Annotated in this window: 22 protein-coding genes and 1 tRNA gene; 9 read left to right on the forward strand and 14 right to left on the reverse strand. The window is 59.0% G+C overall.

The genetic code is table 11. The annotated features are described in order from the left end of the window. Positions 1 to 375: 375 nt before the first annotated feature. Positions 376 to 1,965, forward strand: coding sequence for a methyl-accepting chemotaxis protein (locus tag AEAC466_RS42385; protein ID WP_162148981.1), 1,590 nt, complete (start codon positions 376 to 378; stop codon positions 1,963 to 1,965). A gap of 166 nt (positions 1,966 to 2,131) precedes the next feature. Here the strand turns inward: AEAC466_RS42385 and AEAC466_RS44015 are convergent, their stop codons facing one another. From AEAC466_RS44015 to AEAC466_RS42395, 3 genes are all read right to left on the reverse strand, one after another. Then, on the reverse strand, positions 2,132 to 2,977 hold the full coding sequence (locus tag AEAC466_RS44015; protein ID WP_023460088.1) for a MerR family transcriptional regulator: 846 nt from the start codon (positions 2,975 to 2,977) through the stop codon (positions 2,132 to 2,134). A gap of 272 nt (positions 2,978 to 3,249) precedes the next feature. Beyond that, a tRNA-Gly gene (locus AEAC466_RS42390) sits at positions 3,250 to 3,324 on the reverse strand. 123 nt (positions 3,325 to 3,447) lie between these two features. After that, positions 3,448 to 4,434, reverse strand: coding sequence for a 2-hydroxyacid dehydrogenase (locus tag AEAC466_RS42395; protein ID WP_023460089.1), 987 nt, complete (start codon positions 4,432 to 4,434; stop codon positions 3,448 to 3,450). 302 nt (positions 4,435 to 4,736) lie between these two features. On the opposite strand from AEAC466_RS42395, the gene AEAC466_RS42400 reads away from it, so the two are divergent. From AEAC466_RS42400 to AEAC466_RS42420, 6 genes are all read left to right on the forward strand, one after another. After that, positions 4,737 to 5,294: an SH3 domain-containing protein gene (locus tag AEAC466_RS42400; RefSeq protein WP_235074368.1), complete on the forward strand. Its 558-nt coding sequence runs from the start codon at positions 4,737 to 4,739 to the stop codon at positions 5,292 to 5,294. Positions 5,295 to 5,428: 134 nt separating this feature from the next. Continuing rightward, positions 5,429 to 5,572, forward strand: coding sequence for a hypothetical protein (locus AEAC466_RS44680; protein ID WP_023460091.1), 144 nt, complete (start codon positions 5,429 to 5,431; stop codon positions 5,570 to 5,572). 141 nt (positions 5,573 to 5,713) lie between these two features. Continuing rightward, the gene (gene fabA, locus AEAC466_RS42405; protein ID WP_031239575.1) at positions 5,714 to 6,232 is read left to right on the forward strand and encodes a 3-hydroxyacyl-[acyl-carrier-protein] dehydratase FabA; all 519 of its coding nucleotides are present in this window, start codon (positions 5,714 to 5,716) and stop codon (positions 6,230 to 6,232) included. A gap of 60 nt (positions 6,233 to 6,292) precedes the next feature. Next, positions 6,293 to 7,516 carry a beta-ketoacyl-ACP synthase I gene (gene fabB / locus AEAC466_RS42410; protein WP_031239577.1) on the forward strand — a complete coding sequence of 408 codons (1,224 nt, stop codon included), beginning with the start codon at positions 6,293 to 6,295 and terminating at the stop codon, positions 7,514 to 7,516. A 59-nt stretch (positions 7,517 to 7,575) separates the two neighbouring features. Next, positions 7,576 to 8,391: an enoyl-ACP reductase FabI gene (locus tag AEAC466_RS42415; protein WP_023460094.1), complete on the forward strand. Its 816-nt coding sequence runs from the start codon at positions 7,576 to 7,578 to the stop codon at positions 8,389 to 8,391. Beyond that, positions 8,345 to 8,821: a metallopeptidase family protein gene (locus AEAC466_RS42420; RefSeq protein ID WP_052025205.1), complete on the forward strand. Its 477-nt coding sequence runs from the start codon at positions 8,345 to 8,347 to the stop codon at positions 8,819 to 8,821. Before AEAC466_RS42415 ends, AEAC466_RS42420 begins: the two co-directional genes overlap by 47 nt. Positions 8,822 to 8,827: 6 nt before the next feature. On the opposite strand, the gene AEAC466_RS42425 is transcribed toward AEAC466_RS42420, so the two are convergent. From AEAC466_RS42425 to AEAC466_RS42460, 8 genes are all read right to left on the reverse strand, one after another. Next, positions 8,828 to 10,213 (reverse strand): alpha/beta hydrolase family protein, encoded by a 1,386-nt coding sequence (locus AEAC466_RS42425; protein WP_031239578.1) that lies wholly within the window; start codon positions 10,211 to 10,213, stop codon positions 8,828 to 8,830. A 197-nt stretch (positions 10,214 to 10,410) separates the two neighbouring features. Continuing rightward, positions 10,411 to 10,983 carry an HAAS signaling domain-containing protein gene (locus tag AEAC466_RS42430; RefSeq protein ID WP_023460097.1) on the reverse strand — a complete coding sequence of 191 codons (573 nt, stop codon included), beginning with the start codon at positions 10,981 to 10,983 and terminating at the stop codon, positions 10,411 to 10,413. Then, complete coding sequence (locus tag AEAC466_RS42435; protein ID WP_023460098.1) at positions 10,983 to 11,339, reverse strand: PadR family transcriptional regulator; 357 nt, start codon at positions 11,337 to 11,339, stop codon at positions 10,983 to 10,985. The genes AEAC466_RS42430 and AEAC466_RS42435 overlap by 1 nt, the downstream gene beginning before the upstream one ends. Before the next feature lie 78 nt (positions 11,340 to 11,417). Beyond that, a complete protein-coding gene (locus tag AEAC466_RS42440) occupies positions 11,418 to 12,632 on the reverse strand; it encodes a multidrug effflux MFS transporter (RefSeq protein ID WP_023460099.1) in 1,215 nt (404 codons plus the stop codon). Positions 12,633 to 12,851: 219 nt separating this feature from the next. After that, positions 12,852 to 13,538 carry a glutathione S-transferase family protein gene (locus AEAC466_RS42445; RefSeq protein WP_023460100.1) on the reverse strand — a complete coding sequence of 229 codons (687 nt, stop codon included), beginning with the start codon at positions 13,536 to 13,538 and terminating at the stop codon, positions 12,852 to 12,854. Positions 13,539 to 13,678: 140 nt separating this feature from the next. Continuing rightward, positions 13,679 to 14,485 carry a DODA-type extradiol aromatic ring-opening family dioxygenase gene (locus AEAC466_RS42450; protein WP_023460101.1) on the reverse strand — a complete coding sequence of 269 codons (807 nt, stop codon included), beginning with the start codon at positions 14,483 to 14,485 and terminating at the stop codon, positions 13,679 to 13,681. A 190-nt stretch (positions 14,486 to 14,675) separates the two neighbouring features. Further along, positions 14,676 to 15,236, reverse strand: coding sequence for a YceI family protein (locus AEAC466_RS42455; protein WP_023460102.1), 561 nt, complete (start codon positions 15,234 to 15,236; stop codon positions 14,676 to 14,678). Between the two features lie 20 nt (positions 15,237 to 15,256). Beyond that, positions 15,257 to 15,838, reverse strand: a complete 582-nt coding sequence (locus AEAC466_RS42460) for a YceI family protein (protein WP_023460103.1) — start codon at positions 15,836 to 15,838, stop codon at positions 15,257 to 15,259. Positions 15,839 to 16,038: 200 nt separating this feature from the next. Here AEAC466_RS42460 and AEAC466_RS42465 point away from each other — a divergent pair, with 200 nt between their 5' ends. Then, entirely contained in the window at positions 16,039 to 16,839 is an 801-nt protein-coding gene (locus AEAC466_RS42465; protein ID WP_023460104.1) for a hypothetical protein, read from the forward strand. A gap of 48 nt (positions 16,840 to 16,887) precedes the next feature. Next, entirely contained in the window at positions 16,888 to 17,409 is a 522-nt protein-coding gene (locus AEAC466_RS42470) for a DUF1993 domain-containing protein (RefSeq protein WP_023460105.1), read from the forward strand. Here the strand turns inward: AEAC466_RS42470 and AEAC466_RS42475 are convergent. The 3 genes from AEAC466_RS42475 to AEAC466_RS42485 are packed head-to-tail and all read right to left on the reverse strand — an operon-like array spanning position 17,394 to position 19,544. After that, entirely contained in the window at positions 17,394 to 18,482 is a 1,089-nt protein-coding gene (locus AEAC466_RS42475) for a saccharopine dehydrogenase family protein (RefSeq protein WP_023460106.1), read from the reverse strand. The two genes, AEAC466_RS42470 and AEAC466_RS42475, sit on opposite strands and share 16 nt — an antisense overlap. Continuing rightward, complete coding sequence (locus AEAC466_RS42480; RefSeq protein WP_023460107.1) at positions 18,475 to 19,137, reverse strand: DUF4166 domain-containing protein; 663 nt, start codon at positions 19,135 to 19,137, stop codon at positions 18,475 to 18,477. The genes AEAC466_RS42475 and AEAC466_RS42480 overlap by 8 nt, the downstream gene beginning before the upstream one ends. After that, positions 19,134 to 19,544, reverse strand: coding sequence for a DCC1-like thiol-disulfide oxidoreductase family protein (locus AEAC466_RS42485; protein WP_023460108.1), 411 nt, complete (start codon positions 19,542 to 19,544; stop codon positions 19,134 to 19,136). Before AEAC466_RS42485 ends, AEAC466_RS42480 begins: the two co-directional genes overlap by 4 nt. Positions 19,545 to 19,565: the final 21 nt, after the last annotated feature.

A 19,565-nucleotide genomic window follows, 5' to 3' on the forward strand; every position in this document is an offset into this window, starting at 1 on the left:
GCGATAATCAAGTTAAACAAAATTAATGGCGTAGGTCTGCCCGGCGAACGGCGTCTTGCCCGCAACCTTCGTGGACGAAAGACCAATTTAAGTAGTCATAATTGATTGAAATTATTACATTAATACTTGTTTAGGGGTAGATTTCAACCTGGTTCAATTCAGTCGTATTGGTAATCAGCATTTAATAAATGCGACAAATTTGGAGAACAAAGTTATTTAAGTGTTAACCAAATCACTCGATGCTGTCTCATCAATGAGTTAGTTGGGGGGGCTGACATGAAATTATCTGACATCAAAATCGGCTACAAAATACTTGGCATTATCGTCGTGTTCGGCTTGTCCAGCATTGGCACGACGATCTGGCAAAATGCGTCCATGGATGCGGCGCAGGAGAAATATGCGCGAATCACGGATCGGCTTGCTCCCGCCTTAACGAACATGGCGCGTCTAAACCAAAATCCTTACGTTTTGTTGGCCGCCGAAAACGGACTTGCCGCGCAACCCTGCCCAAATCCAACTTGCGATCAAATGATCAAGGATATGGACAGGGCGAACGAACTTTTCTCAACGCGGTACACCCAGACGCTATCGCTCGCGCCTGAATATGAGGCGGAATTGGCGCCTTTCAAGCAGCGCTTTGAAGGTCTTTACGACACCGCGAAACATACGGTTAGCCCACTCGGTTTGAAAAACGAGTCTGCGGCACTTGAACCAATTTTGGCAGACGAAACCGAAAAGGTGTTGGAATTCTGGACAGATTTTAAGGGCTTAATAGATAAAAAAGCCAAGCAGAATGCGGATGAGATTGCGGCTATGACAAAATCTCTTGATCAGGCTCAGAACAACGTTCTCATAATGTCCATCCTCATTACATTGGCCATTACAGCCTTCGCAGCCTTCGTGGCGTTTGGCGACATTTCTAAGATGCTCGGCCGGTTGACGGCTCAAATGAACGCAATAGCCAACGGCAATCTGGCTCAACAGATTGACGGACAAAACCGCGGCGACGAGATCGGGTTGATGGCTAAGACCCTTGGCATCTTCAAGGAAGGCCTTGCGGAGGCCGAAAAACTACGGGCCGATGGCGAGGCGTTGAAGAAACAGGCCGAAGGCGACCAACGCCAAGCCATGTTCAATCTTGCCGATGGTTTTGAAGCCAGCGTAGCCAAGATGGTGAGCGCTGTGGCGTCAGCATCTACGGAACTTGAAGCGACGTCTCAAACCCTGACCCAAACGGCAAGTCAAACGACAGAGCAGTCGCGTGCCGTCACACAGACTGCAGAAGAAAGCGCCATGAACGTTCAGACCGTTGCGTCGGCTACGGAGGAGATGAGTGCGTCCATAGCCGAGATCGCCAATCAGGCGGCACAGTCGGCAAAGGTTGCTAAGTCTGCCGAGGAGATGGCCGTGAAAACCGGCGTTATTGTCAAGCAACTCTCCGAAGCGGCGACAAGCATAGGCAATGTAGTGGCGCTGATCCAGAATATCGCTTCGCAAACCAATCTTCTGGCGCTCAATGCCACGATTGAAGCCGCGCGCGCAGGTGATGCGGGCAAGGGCTTTGCGGTTGTCGCCACTGAGGTCAAGAGCTTGGCATCGCAAACTGCCGATGCGACCAACGACATTGTGGCGCAAATCACGGGCGTTCAGAACGCCACCAATGATACGGTCACCGCCATTTCCGAAATTACCCGAACGATTGGCGAGATTTCGGATATTTCCACGGCGATTGCGGCGGCGGTGGAAGAGCAGATGGCGACCGTTCAGGAAATCGGACGTTCCACGTCGGATGTGGCCAATGCCTCTGGCGAAGTATCCCAACGTATGGCGGGCGTCCTTCAGGGCTCTACCGAAACAGGCGCAGCGGCAGAGCAATCACTTGGTGCAGCTAAGGAATTGGGTCAGTTGGCGGAAAATCTCAATGCCGAGGTCAACAAGTTCCTTGAGAGGGTAAGGGCGGCATAGGCGTTCGGCCTGTTTCGCGCTGAGATAGCCATAAGTCCCCGTGAAGCGTTTTGTCGTCGGATGTGTGTCTGACGGATAAGGCTTCGGGGGGACGACCCTGAGGCTGCGGGATTGGACCAATGAGCGGGCACTTCGCAAATGTCAGTCGATGCGTCGGTTTGTGCAATTATATTTCTCCCCTTTCCTTCATCCCCTTTATAACTGTTGCCACGAAGCGAAAGATTTCTGGATCAAAAATCGGGCTCTTGGGGGACTTTGGATCGTTAACAGTGCCCCAAAATGCAGTTTGAATAGCTTCGCTTACGGACTTTTCTGCGGGTTTAAGACCAATGCTTTGGGCGTTCCAGTCCCGGGCAAGTGCCTTGGCCCTGTCAGATGTTTCGTCGCCTTCCGCCATCAATATCGAAGCCTCTTTTATCATGTCTTCGAACACTGTCGTGAAGTCGCCATTTGATGTATCTAACTTTGAGCCCGCGTAGTTTTTAGTTGGCATTCGGCCGTCCGCTACGGCCTGATTAATATGGGCTAAGGCTTCATTGGCAATGTTTGGAAACTGATCTCTAAGTGCTGTTTCGAAGTCGGCTTTAAGGATAACCGGCGAAGGTCTTTGGTCCATGCGGGCGTCCCGCGTCAGATTGATGAAGTCGTCCAAAGAGAGTGTTTGCCCGTTATTTAACCGATTGCGGGCAGTGACCAGCAGGTCGATCGCGCGATCAATCTTTTTACGCTGGGCCTCAAGAGACTCCTGCTGAACTACAAGCACTGTCTGAAGATCGGCTTGGCGGCCCTCGATTAGAGCTTTGATACCTTTCAGGGACAGGCCAAGGTCACGTAGGACAAGAATTAAGTGCAAGCGCTCCACATGCGCCGGTCCATAGACACGCCAGCCAGCTTCCGTGCGATGGGGATGTAATAGACCTTCACGTTCATAGACTCGAAGTGCCTTGGTGCTTAAACCAAGCCTTTTCGCTATTTCATTCGGCCCGAACCAGCGCTCGCTTTTTGCCTTCATGTCCAGATTCTCCTTTGAACCCTCTTGTGTGTAAGGGCGGTCCCAAGGGACGGTTCAAGTGTTTATTTTGCGCCGGATCATATTGATTTCGCGAAGCGTGCAAAATGATCTCCACCTTTGTCAAATGAGCGGCGGCAACCATCGTTGGAGTGCTGAAAATGTGCGAGCCCTTTACGCCAAGGGGCAGAAACGAAAAAAGCACCCGAAAGGGTGCCTCTTATCCGTTACAAGATGGTTTCAAAAAACCAACAAAAGCAATCCTAAAGAAGGATTGGAGCGGGCGAAGAGGATCGAACTCTCGACATCCACCTTGGCAAGGTGGCGCTCTACCGCTGAGCTACGCCCGCATTATCCGTTGGAGAGGTGTGTGCCTCACCGCGAGGTCGGCCTTATAGACGGAAGGCCGAAAACATTGCAAGGGCCTAATTGCGAAATCCTGTGAAAAACTTTTTTATCCGTCCAAACCACGCCTACAGCATGGCGGGGATAACGCGGTCGGGCGGGCGGTGACCGTCCTGATGCGTCTTGATGTTCAGGATGACGCGATCGCCCATGTCCTGGCGGGCCTCGATGGTGCTTGAGGCCATGTGCGGCAGCAGGATGGCATTGGGCAGGCCGATGAGTTCCGGATTGATGGCCGGTTCGCGCTCATAGACGTCCAGGCCGACACCGGCGATGCGATTATTGCGCAGCATGGCGGCCAGGGCCTGTTCATCGACGATCTGGCCGCGCGCCGTATTGACCAGAATGGCATGGGGCTGAAGACGCGCCAGGCGGTCGGCATTGAGCATGTGTTGGGTGCCGGTGCCGCCGGGGGCGTTGATCGACACCACGTCCATGCGCGACAGCATCTGGTCGAGATCGTCCCAATAGGTGGCGCCCAGTTCGTCGGAGATGCGCGCCGAAACCGGTTTGCGGTTGTGATAGTGCACGCTCATGCCGAACGCCTTGGCGCGGCGGGCCAGGGCCTGACCGATGCGGCCCATGCCGATGATGCCGAGCCGTTTGCCGAATATCCGGCGGCCGAGCATGAAGGTAGGGGACCAGGCTGAAAATTCGCCATTCTGCACCAGTTCGGCGCCTTCGACGAAGCGGCGCGACACGGCCAGGATGAGGCCCATGGTCATTTCGGCGGTATCTTCGGTCAGGACGCCGGGCGTATTGGTGACCATGATGCCTTTTTCGGTGGCGGCGGCGATATCGATATGGTCGTGGCCGACGCCGAAATTGGCGATCATCTTGAGACGGTCGCCGCAATTGGCGAAGAAGTCGGCATCGATGCGGTCGTTGATCGATGTGACCAGCACGTCGGTATCGCGTGCGACTTCCAGCACCCGGTCGGGCGGCATGGGCGTCATGAAGAGCCACAGAGTGGTGTTGAACAATTCACGCATCCGCGTTTCGACCGCGTCTGGCAATTTGACGGTAAGGACGACCTTGAGTTTTTGCGTGTTCATTTAAGCCTTTAATTCGTTAAGCGTTATCGTCGATCCCCTACCGCTCTTTCCCGAAGCGGCCGGTCATCGCGGGGCTATTTGCGCCGCATATTACCCGAAAAGCGCGTGAAAGAGGTAGCGCTTTCCGGCCTGAGACGGTTGCCCGCATTCGGCGTGCATTAGCATTCCGTTAACCAAATCTGAACCCTTGCGGGCCATGATGACGGCTTCCCGTCATTTGCAAAAGTCCCATGTTCGTTATGCGTCAGTCTAAAGCTGTTTCTTTTGCCGCGGTCCGTCCCTGGGCTTTTGACATAAACGCGTTGCGCCGCGTTTTTCAAGTCCTGCCGGCGTTCGCGGCCGCTTTTTGGCTGGTGGTGGCGGGCCTGGCGACAGGCGTCGTGCCGGCCCATGCCGAAGACACGACCTACGACACGCCGACCGGATTACCCCTGCCGCGCTGGGCCATGCTGCGCAAGAATGAGGTCTACGCGCGCAATGGGCCCAGCAAGGATAACCGCATTGTCTGGACCTATCGTCAGGCGACATTGCCGGTGCAGATCATTTCCGAAACGCGCGACTGGCGGCTTGTCTGCGATCCCGATGGCGGCGTGGCCTGGGTGGCGCGCAGCATGATCCAGGCCCAGAAGACGGTCATGAGCCCGGTCGGGCAGAAGGTGGCCATTCGCAAATCCCCGTCCGCCGACAGCGATGTGAGGGCCACCTTGCGGCCCCGATCCCTGGCGTCTCTCGATAAATGCAAGAAGGGGTGGTGCCGGATTTCCGCCGACGGCCAGACCGGCTGGGCGCCCGAATCCGAGCTGTGGGGGACGCAGACGGCGGCGGTTTGCAAACGGCCAGATCCTTTTGCGCCGAAATGACCCCTTTGCCCCTAAATGATCAGTTGTCCGTAGATTAAGGCGCTGCAAGCCTTCCTTAACCGTCTTTGGTGGCCAAGCCCTTAATCAGTTCGCGCGATAGTAACCTATCTGTTCAGGTTGCCGGAGCGCCACCGATGAGTCATTTTAAAATCCAGGTGGAATACCGCCTCGCCTGCCTGGCCATGGAATTGGCCTATGGTCTGACGGCTTTTTTCCGTCAAACCCGGTTCCGCGCCATGATGAACGCGCACCGTCTGCGTCTGCGTCTGGTCGGCTGATCGGTTTCCGTAGCAAAACTCCGCATAAATCCCTCAAAAGGGTTGAGCCGACGCGCCGCATAATGTAACGCATCGTTTTTTAATGTTACACGCATCAGAAACGTATGAAACGATACGTTGCAGATGCTGCGGAGCCATTTGATGACCGAACGCCCCTCATCTTTCTCATATGAAGACCTGCTGGCCTGTGGCCGCGGCGAGATGTTCGGTCCTGGCAACGCCCAGCTTCCGGCGCCACCGATGCTGATGTTCGACCGTATCGCTCAGATTGCCGATACGGGCGGCGCGTTCGGCAAGGGCTATATCGAAGCGGAACTGGATATCAATCCGGAGCTTTGGTTCTTTGCTTGCCATTTCATCGGCGATCCGGTCATGCCGGGATGCCTGGGCCTTGACGCCATGTGGCAGCTTGTCGGCTTTTTCCTGGGCTGGAAGGGCAATCCCGGCCGTGGCCGCGCCCTGGGCGTCGGCGAAGTCAAGTTCACCGGCCAGGTGACACCGAATGTCAAAAAAGTCGTGTACAAGATCGATATGAAGCGGGTCATGTCCGGCAAACTGATCATGGGCATTGGTGACGGGGTTGTTGAAGCAGACGGCAAGCCTATTTATCAGGCTATGGGCCTGCGTGTCGGCTTGTTCGACGCCAAGGAACTCGGTTAAGACCCTGCTCAATGGGGCGACGATTAAATGCCACAGGGCGGCAGAAGATAGGACGTTTGCATGCGTAGAGTCGTAATTACAGGACTGGGGATTGTCTCTTCCATCGGCATGGGTGTCGACGAAGTGACGCAGTCGCTGAAAGAAGCGCGCTCGGGGGTTATTTTTGCGGAAGACTATGCGCGCCTGGGCTTCAAATGCCAGGTTCACGCCGCGCCGAAGGTCGATGACTGGCAGGCCCTGATCGACCGCCGCGCGGCGCGCTTCCTGTCGCCTGGCCTGGCCTATGGCCACATCGCCATGGAACAGGCGATCACGTCTTCCGGTCTTGAAAAGGGCGATATTTCTAACGAGCGCACCGGCATTATCTTCGGCGCCGGTGGCCCGTCGACCAGCGCCATCGTCGCGGCCGCCGACATCACCCGCGAAAAGACATCGCCGAAACGTATCGGGCCATTCGCTGTGCCCAAGGCCATGTCGTCCGGACCGTCGGCCGTCCTGGCCACCTGGTTCGAAATTCGCGGCATCAACTATTCGATCAGTTCGGCCTGCGCCACCTCCGTGCACTGCATCGGCGCGGCGGCGGAACAGATCATGCTGGGTAAGCAGGATGTCATGTTCGCCGGTGGGACCGAAGAACTCGACTGGACGCTCAGCGACATGTTCGATGCCATGGGCGCCATGTCGTCCAATTTCAACGATCGCCCGGCGGTTGCTTCGCGCGCCTATGATCGCGATCGCGATGGTTTCGTCATCGCCGGTGGCGCCGGTATGGTCGTTCTCGAAGAATATGAGCGTGCCCGGGCGCGCGGTGCCAACATCATTGCCGAAGTGGTCGGTTACGCCGCCAATTCCGACGGTTACGACATGGTCGCCCCGTCGGGTGAAGGGGCTGCGCGCTGCATGAAGATCGCCCTGGCCGAAGCCGGCGGGCGCAAGATCGACTACCTTAACCCGCACGGCACCTCCACACCGGTCGGGGATGAAAAGGAAATGGGTGCGGTGCGCGATGTCTTCGGCGCCAACATGCCGATGATCTCATCGACCAAGTCATTGACCGGGCATTCGCTCGGCGCGGCGGGGGCGCAGGAAGCCATCTATTGCCTGTTGATGATGCAGAACAATTTCGCGGCGGAAAGCGCCAATATCGAAAACCTCGACCCGGCGTTTGACGGCATGCCTATCCTGCGTAAGCGCCATGACGGTCCCATCGGCACCATCATGTCGAATTCGTTCGGCTTCGGCGGCACGAACGGCTCGATCATTCTGTCGCAAGAAGACCTTTAAGACGGTTTGCCCGGCCAGTTCCGTGGTTCAAACCCAACCGCAACAAGAGAGATAATCGCATGTCCGACGAATGGAACTTCCCCAAGGGCGACCTGATGAAGGGCAAGAAGGGTCTGGTCATGGGCGTCGCCAATGACAAGTCCATCGCCTGGGGCATTGCCTGCCAACTGGCGGCCCAGGGCGCGGATATCGCCTTTTCCTATATGGGCGAATCACTGCTGCGCCGCGTCGAGCCTCTGGCGGCCTCGATCGGCGTGAAGCACCTGATCGAATGCGATGTGTCGTCCGACGCATCGATGGATGACGCCTTCGCCAAGCTGAAGGACATCTATGGCGAAATCGATTTCGTCATCCATTCCATCGCCTTCGCCAACAAGAACGAGCTGCAAGGCTCGTTCGTTGAAAACACGACGCGCGAAGGCTTCCTGCTGGCCATGAATATCTCCGCCTTCTCCTTTGTCGATACAGCGCGCCGTGCCGCCGAATTGATGCCCAACGGCGGGTCTCTGGTCACCCTGACCTATCTCGGGTCCGAACGCGTCATTCCGAACTACAACACCATGGGTGTCGCCAAGGCCGCGCTTGAAGCGTCTACGCGCTATATCGCCCGCGATCTGGGCCCCAAGGGCATCCGCGCCAACGCCATTTCGGCCGGTGCCATGCGTACCCTGTCGCTGGCCGGTATTTCCGGCGGCCGCGGGCTTCATGCCAAGTCGGGTCAGTTTTCGGCGATGAAGGAAGCGACCTCGATGGAAGGCGTCGCGGGCGCTGCCCTGTGGCTGGCCTCCGATCTCGGCTTCTCGACCACGGGCGAAGTTGTCCACGTCGATGCCGGTTTCCACATCATGGGCTTGTCGGAAGAGCAAGAGGGCTAAGGTGCACGGTCTGGCACCCACCCTCGACGACATCGAAACGATTGCCCGGGCAGCCCTCAAACGGCTGCCCGATCCGTTTGCGGGCTATCTGCGCGATGTGGTCCTGATTGTGGAAGATTTCCCGTCCGAAGAGATGCTCGGCGAATTGGGGATCGAGGATCCGTTTGAGCTGACGGGACTTTACACTGGCCGTCCGGCGGAACTGGAAGCCGTCACGGGCGACCTGCCGGCCATGATCCACCTGTTTCGCCGCCCGATCCTCGATGAATGGATTGCCTCCGTCGAATATGACGAAGCGGGCAGACTCAAAAGCGCCGGCGTGACGCTGGAAGACCTGGTCAGCCATGTCCTTATCCATGAAGCCGGTCATCATTTCGGCCTGTCGGACGACGACATGGAATGGCTGGAAACGGAATTGAAAAAGGGGTGAGCGCCTTTATTTGGCGTGCGCCGACACCCAGTCGGTAATGACCTTCAAGGCGACGGGCGATACGGTTTCCTCGATCTGGCCGTATTCCGAGGGGGCGCCGGTTTTCGCCGTCTGGAACAGGTGATTGAGGCCGGGCAATTCGGTGACCGTTACGTCGCCATTGTCCTTCAGCGCCTGACGGATTTCCTCCAGATCTGCCTTGGGCGGCACCTGAAGATCCAGCGCGCCGTTGATGGCCAGGACCGGCACCTTGACCTTGCGCAGGGTCGGGCGCGGATCGGAGCGGAGGAATTCATAGAACCATGGTGAAGTCAGTTGCGCCACGGCGGCATCGGCCTGGGCCTGGGTCATCTGGCCGTTGGCGACAAGGCTGGCCGCCAGCGTTTTGGCCTTGCCTTGCGCATCTTCGAGGCTCGAAGACGCTTTGATCATGTCGAAGGCTTGCTTGTTCATGGCCTGGCCGGTGGCGATTGCCGCTTCTGGTTCACCGGAAGCGCGGGCAATGGCCGCCTGCTGCATGAGAAGCAGGGTATCGCCGGGCAGGCCGGGGCCTGCCATCAGCACCACGAAGGCAACGGACGGATCGGCCACTGCGACAGCTGGCGCGATGAGCCCGCCTTCGCTATGACCGATAAGACCGATGCGGTTTTTGTTCACCTCGGGACGGCTTTTCAGCCATTCGACGGCAGCCGTGGCGTCGGTGGTGAAGTCTGTGGTGGTCGCCGCCTTGTAGTCGCCGCTTGACTGGCCGATGCCGCGCTTGTCGTAACGCAGCACGGCGATGCCCGCACGATTGAGCGCATCGGCCAGGACGACGAAAATCTTGTGATTGAAGACGTCTTCGTCACGGGTGTGCGGCCCGGAACCGGCGATCAGCACCACGGCCGGAAAGGGCCCCTTGCCGTTCGGTACGCTGAATGTCCCGGCCAGCTTGACGCCGGCCGCGCGGCTGTCGAAGCTCACGTCGCTGGCGGTATAGGGATTGGGTCCGGCAGATATGGCCTGTTCCTGCGGCCGCGCGATGGGGGGCGGCTTGGCGGCCGGGTCGAGGCGCTTGAGGGCGAGTGGCATGGCCTGGCCCTGGGTCCAGGTGCCGGTCCAGGTCTTCTGGGCATCGTCCCACTTGCCGTCATAGCTGCCGTGGATGGCGGCAATGGAAAAGGCGAGATGGTCGGGTGTAGTGGTGACCGTATCGATGGGAATGACGACCGCGCCCTGGTCCGGGCTTTCGAGCGTGCCGCTATAGGCCGCGCCGTCTTTCTTGATGTGGACGATGACATGCAACTGCCCGCCCAGTATGCCGCCCCAGTCGCCGGCGGCCTCTTCGGCGAGGGCTGGTCCCGATAGCAGCAGGGCCACTGCGCCCCCAAGCAAAGCCAACGACGTCTTCATGTAAATCTCCCCCATAGCGGTAGTTTAGCATATCTCCCAATCATCTGGGTTGTCATTCGGTAAATTGAAAAAGACCGCCTGAATCGCTTCAGGCGGTCAGTTCGGCAACACCCGTCAACGCTTCGGCGGGTATTGTTTGGCATGGGTATCGATCCGCCGTCAGCCTCAAAACAGACCGGTGCATTTTCTCCTGTGAATTACTCTCGCTCAGACCGGCCTTTCAGGCCCTTGAGCGCGAGCACCAGGCTAAGACGCGCCAGTATGGCGTCGATAAACACCAGCGCCGCCAGAACCACATAGATCCAGTTGCCCAGCATTTCGGAAGCGGCGGGACGCGTGGTGGCGATGCCCAGCACGAACATGTCGGGGCCGATCCACAGGCCCACCAGTTCCGGCCTGGCGATTTTGAGCAGGATGCAGGCAAGCGCGCCCAGGGTAGTGGCGCCAAATACCAGAAATCCGACAAGGCCCAGGGTGGCGATCAGGCTTTGCCCGGCAACCTGGAAAAGGGTTCTGGCCATGGTGAGCGCGCGACGGCTGTCCAGGGCCTGGGTCAGGGCGTGTTCATCGAGAAAGGCACGGGCATATTGTTCGGCCTTGCCGAATCCGGCCAGGGCAGAGGTCGCACTCAAGCCTGCGGCTACGCGCTCTTCCAGGTGGGCCCGCGCTTCGATGACGATATCTTCGCGCTCGGCGGCGGGCAGGGGAGCCAGCACCTGTTCGAGATAGCTCAGCCAGGTTTCGATGTCGGCGGCGTCCTGTGCACCCATCAGTTTCCCCTCTTCAGAAAGGCATTGAGCCGTTCGGTCATTTCCAGCCAGATATCGCCCTGCGCCTTGAGTTCAGTCGCGCCGGCCGCTGTCAGGCCGTAATATTTGCGCGGATGGCTGGCCTCGGCCTCATGGCGCCATTCCGACTTGATCAGTCCGGACTTCTCCAGCCGGTGCAGCAGCGGGTAGAGCGTGCCTTCCGACAGCTCCAGTCCCGCTTCCTCACGCAGACCGTCGAGAATTTTCAGGCCGTATTGCGCACCCTCCTGCAACAGGCGCATGAGGGCGAGTTCGAGCACGCCCTTGTACATCTGGGTGCGGCGGCTTTCGGGCATCTTGTCGGTGGCGGGCGGCACATTAGCCTTTCATGACCAGTTACTTTGTCATGCAAGGTATATGACGGAACGGCGTGGCTGGCAAATGGAATCTTTTGTTCAGCTGTTCCGGTAGAGCCGGCCCTTTTCGGCAATGGCGATCAGGCTGATGGCGATGAGGCCGCAAGCGAGCGCCGCGCCGGGCAGCCAGGCGATATGTCCGGTCCAGCCCTGGCCGATCAGGCCGGAAACGACGGCGGCGCCGACTGTGGTGATCACGCCTTGCAACGATGCAGCGGTGCCGGCGACATGGCCGACCTTTTCCATGGCCACGGCCGAGAAGTTGGAGGTCGACAACGACATCAGGCCCATCGTCAGAGCCTGCAATATAGTGAAGCTGACAAGGGTCTCCTTGCCGGCGGCGGCCCAGGCCAGATGGATCGCGGTCACGACGATGTAGCCCGTCAGCGCGCTGTGCGAGATGCGCTTGACGCCCAGCTTGACCACGAGCGAGGCATTCAGCGCCGATGCCGCCCCCATGGTGGCGGCGCAGACCGCGAAGATGATGGCCATCAGATGCGGCTTATGGAAGACATCGGAAAAGATCTGCGGCATCAGGGCGACATAGGCCAGAAGGCCGCCAATCAGGAAGGTGATGGCGAACGAATAGAAGATCGAACTGGGCTCGGTAATGACGAAGAAGGCGACGCGGCGGATATGGGAAATATCCGGTCGATGACGGTCCGCCGGGTTCATGGTTTCGGGCAGACGTATCCAGGCCCAGATCGCCGTAAGCGTCCCCATGGCGGCCATGATGATGAAGATGGCGCGCCACGGCCAGACCAGCAGCACGACCTGGCCCAGGCTTGGCGCCAGAATCGGCACCAGAAGAAACACGACGAAGCTGATCGACATGACCTTGGCCATCTGCGAGCCAGAATAGAGGTCGCGAATGATCGATCGCGTGACGACGCCCGTGGTGGCGACGGCCAGCCCCTGGCACAGGCGCAATATCAGCAGGAAGGTGAAATTCTGGCTGAAGGCGGCGATCAGGCCAAACACGACGTACAGGATAACGCCGCCGATCAGCACGCGTTTGCGTCCCAGCCAGTCGGACATGACGCCGAAGAAAAGTTGCCCAAAGCCCATGCCGAGGAAATAGATCGAAACGATCCATTGCAGGTGATTATGCACGGTGACGCCGAGATCCTGACCGATGACCGGCAGGGCGGGCAGCATGGAATCGATGCCGAGCGCGCCCAGCGCCATCAATGAGGCGATCAGGGCGACGAATTCGACAAAGTGCGGCTTACGGGTTTCGACGGTTTGGGACATGTGGCCGATATAGGCGCAATATTTCGCAAGTGCGAGGGTAAATTGTGGTGCCCCTCTCGCGATCATATCATCCGAACAGAGCAGATTAGCCCGTCTGCTGTCCGGCCACGCCTTTTCGACGGTTCCGGCCGACGCGACCGCCAGAGGCGTGCAACTTGATTTGGCTCCCGAGTCTTCTGTCGTCCCGGGAGCTGAATTTACGCACCTTTTGCGGACAGGCTATTTGGCGCGATGGTCGGCGATTACCTGGCCCGACTGGGCGATCTCGACTTCGTGCGGTTCGTCGCGCGCAGTTTCGGCCAGAGCGCCTTCGTACCATTTTTGCATGGCGGGCTGGGCCAGCATGTGATCGACATAGGCGCGCGCTTCCTTGCTCAGATCAAAGCCTATGCCATAGGTCTGGATGCGGAAAACGACCGGTGCGTAAAAGGCGTCGACATTGGTAAAAGCGCCGCCGGCCAGGAACGGACCGCCGAAATTGGCCAGGCCGTAGCGCCAGATATCGTCGACGCGCGCCAGATCGCGGATCAGGGCGGGCGGCGTATCGTGCATCTTGATGCGTACGCCGACGCTCATTGAGCACAGGTTGCGCAGGGCCGAAAAGCCCGAGTGCATTTCCGCGGCGGCCGATCGCGCGAAGCTGCGCGCCTCGCGCGATTGTTGGGGCCAGACTTCTGGGTGATCTTCGGCGACATGCTCGGCAATGGCCAAAGAATCCCAGATCGTCGTCTTGCCATCGACCAGGCATGGCACGAGGGCCGACGGCGAAAACGCCTTGAAGGCGCTGTTGTCGGTCTGGAAATAATGCTGGTGCTCTGTGAAGGGAATATCGAGCGCGGTCAACAATACCCAGGGCCGAAGCGACCAGGAGGAATAGTTCTTATTGCCGATATGCAGTTCGTACATGGCGATGTCCTTTCCGTTTACAGCCTTGCGACCCGCCGTCGCAATCTTGTGCGACTTTAATGTCTTAGAGCCTGTAAGTTTGCCAGTAGGTTTTACCGCCAATGACCGGCGAGTTTTCGCCAATCAACCGAACTGGCCAATCAACCGAACTGAAAGGCGCTGATGGCGATGCCCGTCGGTCCCAAACTGTCCTCGTGATAGGTGCGGCGGCCTGCGTCACCATCGCCAGCCCCCGCCACGACCATAAGCGGCAGCAGGTGTTCTTCACGCGGATGGCAATCATGGGCGTTGGGGGCTGTGGCCCACCGGGTCAGCCCTTGCACATCTCCCGCCACCGTAGCGCTCAGCCAGTCGTCGAAGGCGTGCGATGCCGGACCGCTGCCCGACCCGCGTCCCATCAGGCGCGGAATGCTGTGGAAGCTCATGCCGGACCCGATGATCAGGACGCCTTCGTCGCGCAACGGCGCCAGCGCCTTGCCGAGCGCCATGTGCTCTTGCGGGCTCAAACCTTTTTTCAGGGAGAGTTGCAGGGTGGGAATATCGGCGTCGGGCCAGGCCATCAGCATGGGAATGAAGACGCCGTGATCGAAATCGCGATCGGCGTCGCTGGCCACCGCGATCCCGGCCTCGGCGGCCAAGGTCTGCACGCGCCGCGCCACCGCCTCTGACCCGCGCGCCGGGTAGTTCAGTTCATAGGTATGTGGCGGGAATCCGTAATAGTCGAACAACATCCCCGGCGCCGGCTTGGTCTGGATGGTAAAGTCGGCCGCCTCCCAATGGGCGGAAACGATCAACAGGGCCTTAGGCTTTTCGCCGACGTCCTGCGGCAGGCGCTTCAGATAGGCGCCCATCTTGTCCCACATGTCGGCGGGGTTCCATTCCATGAAGAAGCAGGGGCCGCCGCCGTGGGGGATATAAACGGTAGGCGTGCGAGAAGCGCGGGTCATTGGGGAAATACTTTCTGGCACCGCTTCCCGCGTCATCTGGCCCGGTCGGCTAACCGGAACAAGCGGAGAAACGGGGCGCAAACAGAGTCTTAGAGCATTTGTCGGCTGAGTTGAGCTGCCTCATAGCTCTCATTTTTGTAACGCCTCATGTTTTTCCGAAAAGTGGGGTCCACTTTTTCGGCATGAGGCTCTAGGGATAGGCTTCGGCTTCGATGAACAGATCGATATCGTCACCGACGATCGGTTCGAACTTGCTCATGCCGAACGCCCGGCGGCTGATGTGGCCGGTGGCGGAAAAGCCGTAACCGGTCTTGAAAAGCGCCGGATTGAAGGCCTTCTTGTTGAACACCACGGCCAGCACGACCGCTTGGGTCACGCCATGTATGGTCAGGTCGCCGGTCATATTGGCAGTGGTCGGGCCGGTGGGTTCAACCTTCGTGCTTTTGAAGCTGGCCTTTGGAAATTTGACGACATCGAAATAGTCGTCGCCTTTAAGCATCTGGTCGAACGGGGGCAGGGCGGTTGTCAGGGTTGCCATATCCAGGGTGATGTCAACCGCGCTTTTTGTCAGATCGTTTTCATCGAGCGCCAAGGTGCCGCTGGCCCCCATGATCTTACCCGACGGATGCGACAGGCCGAAATGGGGATATTGAAAAGTGACCGACGTATGGTCGGGTTCGAATGTCAGCGGGCCGCCCGCCATCGCCGGCGTGGCCAACAGGCAGAGTAACAGAGCGGCGTATCTGAGCATTCGAACCCCCATTCAGCGTCTTATTGCTTGATCGATTCGGCTTCGATGAAGAGGTCGATTTCGTCGGAGACGTTCGGAACATAGGCGCCGATGCCAAAATCGGAACGCTTGATCTGGCCGGTGGCGCTGAAGCCCGCGTCATCCTTTTTCATCATCGGATGCGGCGCCTTCTTGTTGAGCTTGACGGTCAGGGTGACGGGCTTGGTCACGCCATGGATGGTCAGGTCGCCGGTCACCTTGGCGGTATCGGCGCCGGTCGGTTCGACCTTGGTCGACTTGAAGGTGGCGGTCGGATACTTCGCGGCGTCGAAGAATTCCGGACCCTTCAGGTGGGTGTCGAGCGCCGGGACGCCGGTGTTCATGCCATCGATGGCGAAGGAAACCTCGACCGAGCTCTTGGCCGGGTTGGCTTCGTCAAGCGTGACCTGACCGACGGCGTTCATGAACTTGCCGGACGGATGCGAGAAGCCGAAGTGCGTCCATTGGAACGTCACCGACGTATGGGTGGGCTCCAGCTTGTAAACATCGGCGGCGAAGGACGGTGCCGAGGCGAACAGCGCCAGAGCGACCGCCGAAGCGGATACGAAGGACTTGAACAACATGGGGAGGTCTCCCGTTAGAGTGAGTCGTAAATTGGAAGCGTAACAATAATAGTTACTGTTTGCCCTTTCAAGAGGGGCGTTACAATTTTCTCCGGGCTTGTGTGCCTTTGGCACGGCATCCCGCGCCGATTGCCGAGGGTGCGAAACTGTGGTCTATATCGGCCTATACTAAGGCGGCGGAATATTACAGGGGGATGACTATGATTTCGAAACACGTTTTCGTGCCGGTGTTGGGGGCATTGTTCGGGGCGTTGGCCGTTGCGGTCCCGGGCATAGGGAGCGGTGGGACGGCTCAGGCCGCGCCAGCCGATCTGTTAGGCGGATTTCATATCGTCGACTGCCGTACGCACGATGCGGCGCAGGAAAACGCCGATCAGGCGTTGGCGTCCAAAGCCCTCGACCTGATCGAGGCACACGATATCGCAAAGCTCAATGAGATGATGCCAGCCCTGAAGGCGGCACTGGCTCATGCGCCGGACGTGCCGGCGGCGACGGAAAAATGCGGCGATACGGTCGTTGTCTATACCGAGGATGTCACGAAGTTCCTGGCCCTGTCCGCCTACCTGATGTCACCGCAGTCGCCATTGAAAGGCAGCAAGGTCGAGCAGCGGCCGCCATTGCCGTACCCTCTTCTGGCCTTCATCATAGGCTGGACCGATTATGAAAACCAAGATTTCGCGGCGGCGCATGAGGTCTATGTCAAGGGCCTGAAAAACGATCCGGACAATCACGCCCTGATCATGGAAGACACCCTGACCCTGGCCGAACTTGGGCGTAGCGAAGAGGCGCTGACGCAACTCGACGCCTACATGGCGCGTAACGCTGACCTGCCGGATGTGTTGAAGGCTGGCGCGCTGCGCAAACGTGGTTATGTGCTGGTCGAACTGCATCGCTGGGACGAAGCGGAAAAAGCCTACAGCGACTCGCTGGTTGCGGAACCGGGCAATGAGATCGCCGAAGGCGAGCTGGAATATATCAGGCAGAACAGGTCTTCCAAGTAGCGGGCCGCTCCCCATATGCGGGGTCTCACCTAACCGAAAGAGGATCTGATGCCCGAAACCGCGAATGAGGCCATCAACATGTATCAGGCCAGCGTGCCTATCGTGCTGCGCGCGCTGACCAATCTGAAGACCATCCTGGGCAAGGCCGAGGCCTGGGCCGGCGAAAAGAACGTCAAGGAAGAAACGGTGCTCAATGCCCGCCTGGCGCTCGATATGCTGCCCTTCTCGAAGCAGATCCAGTTGGTCAGCGACAATGCCAAGGGTATCGCTGCGCGCCTCGGCAATGTCGAAAACCCGAGCTATGCCGACGACGAAAAGACCTTCGCGGAATTGCATGAACGCCTGCAAAAGACCATCGATTTCGTCAAATCGGTTCCGGAAGCCGGTTTCTCGGGGTCGGAGACGCGTGAACTGGTGCTGAAGTTCCCGCAACGGACCATGGAATTTACCGGCCTGGCCTACCTGACCGGTTTCGGTCTGCCCAATTTCTTTTTCCACTACACCACGGCCTACGCCATCCTGCGCCATTCCGGCGTTCCGCTTGGCAAGCCAGATTATCTCGGCGGCTGATGCACGCTGATATCGAAGCGCCTGAGTTCGTTTAGGTAGTCTTCAAGCGTGATCAGACCGACGCACGGAAAGGCTCCGGCAGATATGCCGGGGCCGTTTTCGTATAAACGCCGGGCCAGAAGAATTGCGGGTACGCACGGGATTTGCGGACCGTCTCCCGATTTGGCGACAATGAACCAGCGGCGCGTCAGCGGTGCGCCGTCCAGGCCTACGCCCCTGAGGATGACATGCATGCCGCCGATGTCGCTGCCCATGATATTGAACGCGTCGCTCACCGCCAGCAGGGGCTTGGCGAAACGCGGCAGATCGATCGGAAGGCCTGCGCGCACCAGGACGGACATCAGCCCCAGGCCTAGATGCATAAAGCCCAGTTCCAGGCCCGCGCCGAAGCGGATCGATTTCAGGCCGTAGACCGGTGGCAACAGATCGAGATCGGGAATATCACAGGTGCTGAGCCAACGCCGGCCCATGACGGGATAGGTTTGGCGGTGCGCGTCCTGCCAGCCATAGGCGCGCGGGTGGCCGGCGAAGGGACGCAAGGGTTTGCCGACATAGCTCAGTATGGCGCGGGTGGTCGCCAGGCCGCGTTCCGCCTTCTGACCGGGGGATATGCCGAAATCCATCTCATCGATGCGGGCGAATTGCTGCCTGAAATGATCGAGCACAGCCGACGACAAACCGGGCACGGTGCTGGCGCCGCTTATCGCCGTTATGCCCGCGGCACGGGCCTCGGCATCCAACTGGCCGAAATCGCGGACGAAATCGCGGCCGTCGGCCAGATCGATATAGTGCGCCCCGGCGGCGATGCAGGCGCGCGCCACGCCGTAGTCGGCGCCTTGAAACGGACCGCAGGTGTGGATGACAACCGAAGGCCGTTCAGCGGCCAGAACCTCCACCAGGTTTTCGTCGATATCGACGGCGAGCGGACGCGCATGGGGCAGCTCACGGCACAGGGCTTCGGCCTTATGCCGGTCGCGGCCGGCGATCAGGACGGGCAGGCCGTGACGGTCAAGGGCTGTGGCGATGCGCTTGCCGAAATTGCCATATCCGCCGAGAATAAGGATGTCACGCATCGGTCAGAACCATGTCGTTCAGGGCCGTGTCGATTAGGGCCATTTCGCTAACAGTGAAGTCGCCCGCATAGCTGTAAGCCATGGCCCGGCCGAACAGCCCGCCGGACAATGTCATGCGCATACGGAAGCTGGCCGCTCCGGTTGCCTGCTCAAGGGCGTCGCCACGCCCCATCAAAAATGTACCCAGTCCGGACAGGGGAATATCGCGGCCGAACAAACGCCAGACATAGCCGCGGTGCAGTAGGCGCACTGTATCCGCGTCATATTCATAGACGCAGCGCCATCCGACGCCGCTCGCCATATATTCGATAACCTCACGGTTTTCCTGCGGCACCAGCCGGGAGCGGAATTTGTAGGGCGCTCGGCCGGGGAAGTGAAACCAGCGTTCGAAGATGAAGGCGTTCGATCCGGGCTCGCTGAGAAAATGCACCGTGCACGGAATATCCTTGCCGTCCCGTGGCGTGAAAAGTCCCAGCGCAGCCATCAGCGGGGCCAAGAGGCGCATCATCGCCCCCATTTCTATCGTCAGTGTCCCCGCCACCGTGACACGATCGTTCGAGAACGGACGGTTGGCGTAGTGCAGCTTCATAGCCGGCGGCAATCTGTCCCATTGGTCGGCGAAGACGGCGGCGAATGTCGGGTTGGCATCGGTCATATGGGCCGCTTCCCGCCTAAGGCCAGAGCCAGGTTGCGGAGCGATTTCAGGACAGGGTAGGCCAGGACGGCCGTCGTCCTGTTGCGAAACAGACTGACGTTCAGCCGGTTCAGCCAGTCATTGCCGGAACCGATCATGGCCAGCAGGTGGATCGCGTCGGGCCCGTGATAAAGCCGGTTCTCGAATTTCACCACGACGCCTTGATTCAAGTCCAGCTTGGCGGCGGCGATCTCCGCCATCAAAGGCTGTCCGAATGCGTCGCGGGCATTTAAGATATGCAGGTCGCCGACGGCGCGCCTGACCTGGACGACATTCGCCGCGGCGGAACAAAAGGGACAATCTCCATCATAGACGAGCCAGATGTTGCGTTGCGGTTGCGGTGAAGGCGTGGCGTCTATAGTGTCCATTGGGGCAAAGGGTATCACGAA

This window comes from Asticcacaulis sp. AC466, from assembly GCF_000495815.1.
Classification (GTDB): Bacteria; Pseudomonadota; Alphaproteobacteria; order Caulobacterales; family Caulobacteraceae; genus Asticcacaulis.

Coding starts and splice junctions, on each gene's coding strand:
- AEAC466_RS42485 (WP_023460108.1), bottom strand. CDS start 19,544: ATGGACACTATAGACGCCACGCCTTCACCGCAACCGCAACGCAACATC.
- AEAC466_RS44015 (WP_023460088.1), bottom strand. CDS start 2,977: ATGAAGGCAAAAAGCGAGCGCTGGTTCGGGCCGAATGAAATAGCGAAA.
- AEAC466_RS42480 (WP_023460107.1), bottom strand. CDS start 19,137: ATGACCGATGCCAACCCGACATTCGCCGCCGTCTTCGCCGACCAATGG.
- AEAC466_RS42450 (WP_023460101.1), bottom strand. CDS start 14,485: ATGACCCGCGCTTCTCGCACGCCTACCGTTTATATCCCCCACGGCGGC.
- AEAC466_RS42455 (WP_023460102.1), bottom strand. CDS start 15,236: ATGCTCAGATACGCCGCTCTGTTACTCTGCCTGTTGGCCACGCCGGCG.
- AEAC466_RS42415 (WP_023460094.1), top strand. CDS start 7,576: ATGTCCGACGAATGGAACTTCCCCAAGGGCGACCTGATGAAGGGCAAG.
- fabB (WP_031239577.1), top strand. CDS start 6,293: ATGCGTAGAGTCGTAATTACAGGACTGGGGATTGTCTCTTCCATCGGC.
- AEAC466_RS44680 (WP_023460091.1), top strand. CDS start 5,429: ATGAGTCATTTTAAAATCCAGGTGGAATACCGCCTCGCCTGCCTGGCC.
- AEAC466_RS42445 (WP_023460100.1), bottom strand. CDS start 13,538: ATGTACGAACTGCATATCGGCAATAAGAACTATTCCTCCTGGTCGCTT.
- AEAC466_RS42420 (WP_052025205.1), top strand. CDS start 8,345: ATGCCGGTTTCCACATCATGGGCTTGTCGGAAGAGCAAGAGGGCTAAG.
- AEAC466_RS42395 (WP_023460089.1), bottom strand. CDS start 4,434: ATGAACACGCAAAAACTCAAGGTCGTCCTTACCGTCAAATTGCCAGAC.
- AEAC466_RS42460 (WP_023460103.1), bottom strand. CDS start 15,838: ATGTTGTTCAAGTCCTTCGTATCCGCTTCGGCGGTCGCTCTGGCGCTG.
- AEAC466_RS42475 (WP_023460106.1), bottom strand. CDS start 18,482: ATGCGTGACATCCTTATTCTCGGCGGATATGGCAATTTCGGCAAGCGC.
- AEAC466_RS42465 (WP_023460104.1), top strand. CDS start 16,039: ATGATTTCGAAACACGTTTTCGTGCCGGTGTTGGGGGCATTGTTCGGG.
- AEAC466_RS42470 (WP_023460105.1), top strand. CDS start 16,888: ATGCCCGAAACCGCGAATGAGGCCATCAACATGTATCAGGCCAGCGTG.
- fabA (WP_031239575.1), top strand. CDS start 5,714: ATGACCGAACGCCCCTCATCTTTCTCATATGAAGACCTGCTGGCCTGT.
- AEAC466_RS42385 (WP_162148981.1), top strand. CDS start 376: ATGGATGCGGCGCAGGAGAAATATGCGCGAATCACGGATCGGCTTGCT.
- AEAC466_RS42440 (WP_023460099.1), bottom strand. CDS start 12,632: ATGTCCCAAACCGTCGAAACCCGTAAGCCGCACTTTGTCGAATTCGTC.
- AEAC466_RS42430 (WP_023460097.1), bottom strand. CDS start 10,983: ATGGGTGCACAGGACGCCGCCGACATCGAAACCTGGCTGAGCTATCTC.
- AEAC466_RS42425 (WP_031239578.1), bottom strand. CDS start 10,213: ATGAAGACGTCGTTGGCTTTGCTTGGGGGCGCAGTGGCCCTGCTGCTA.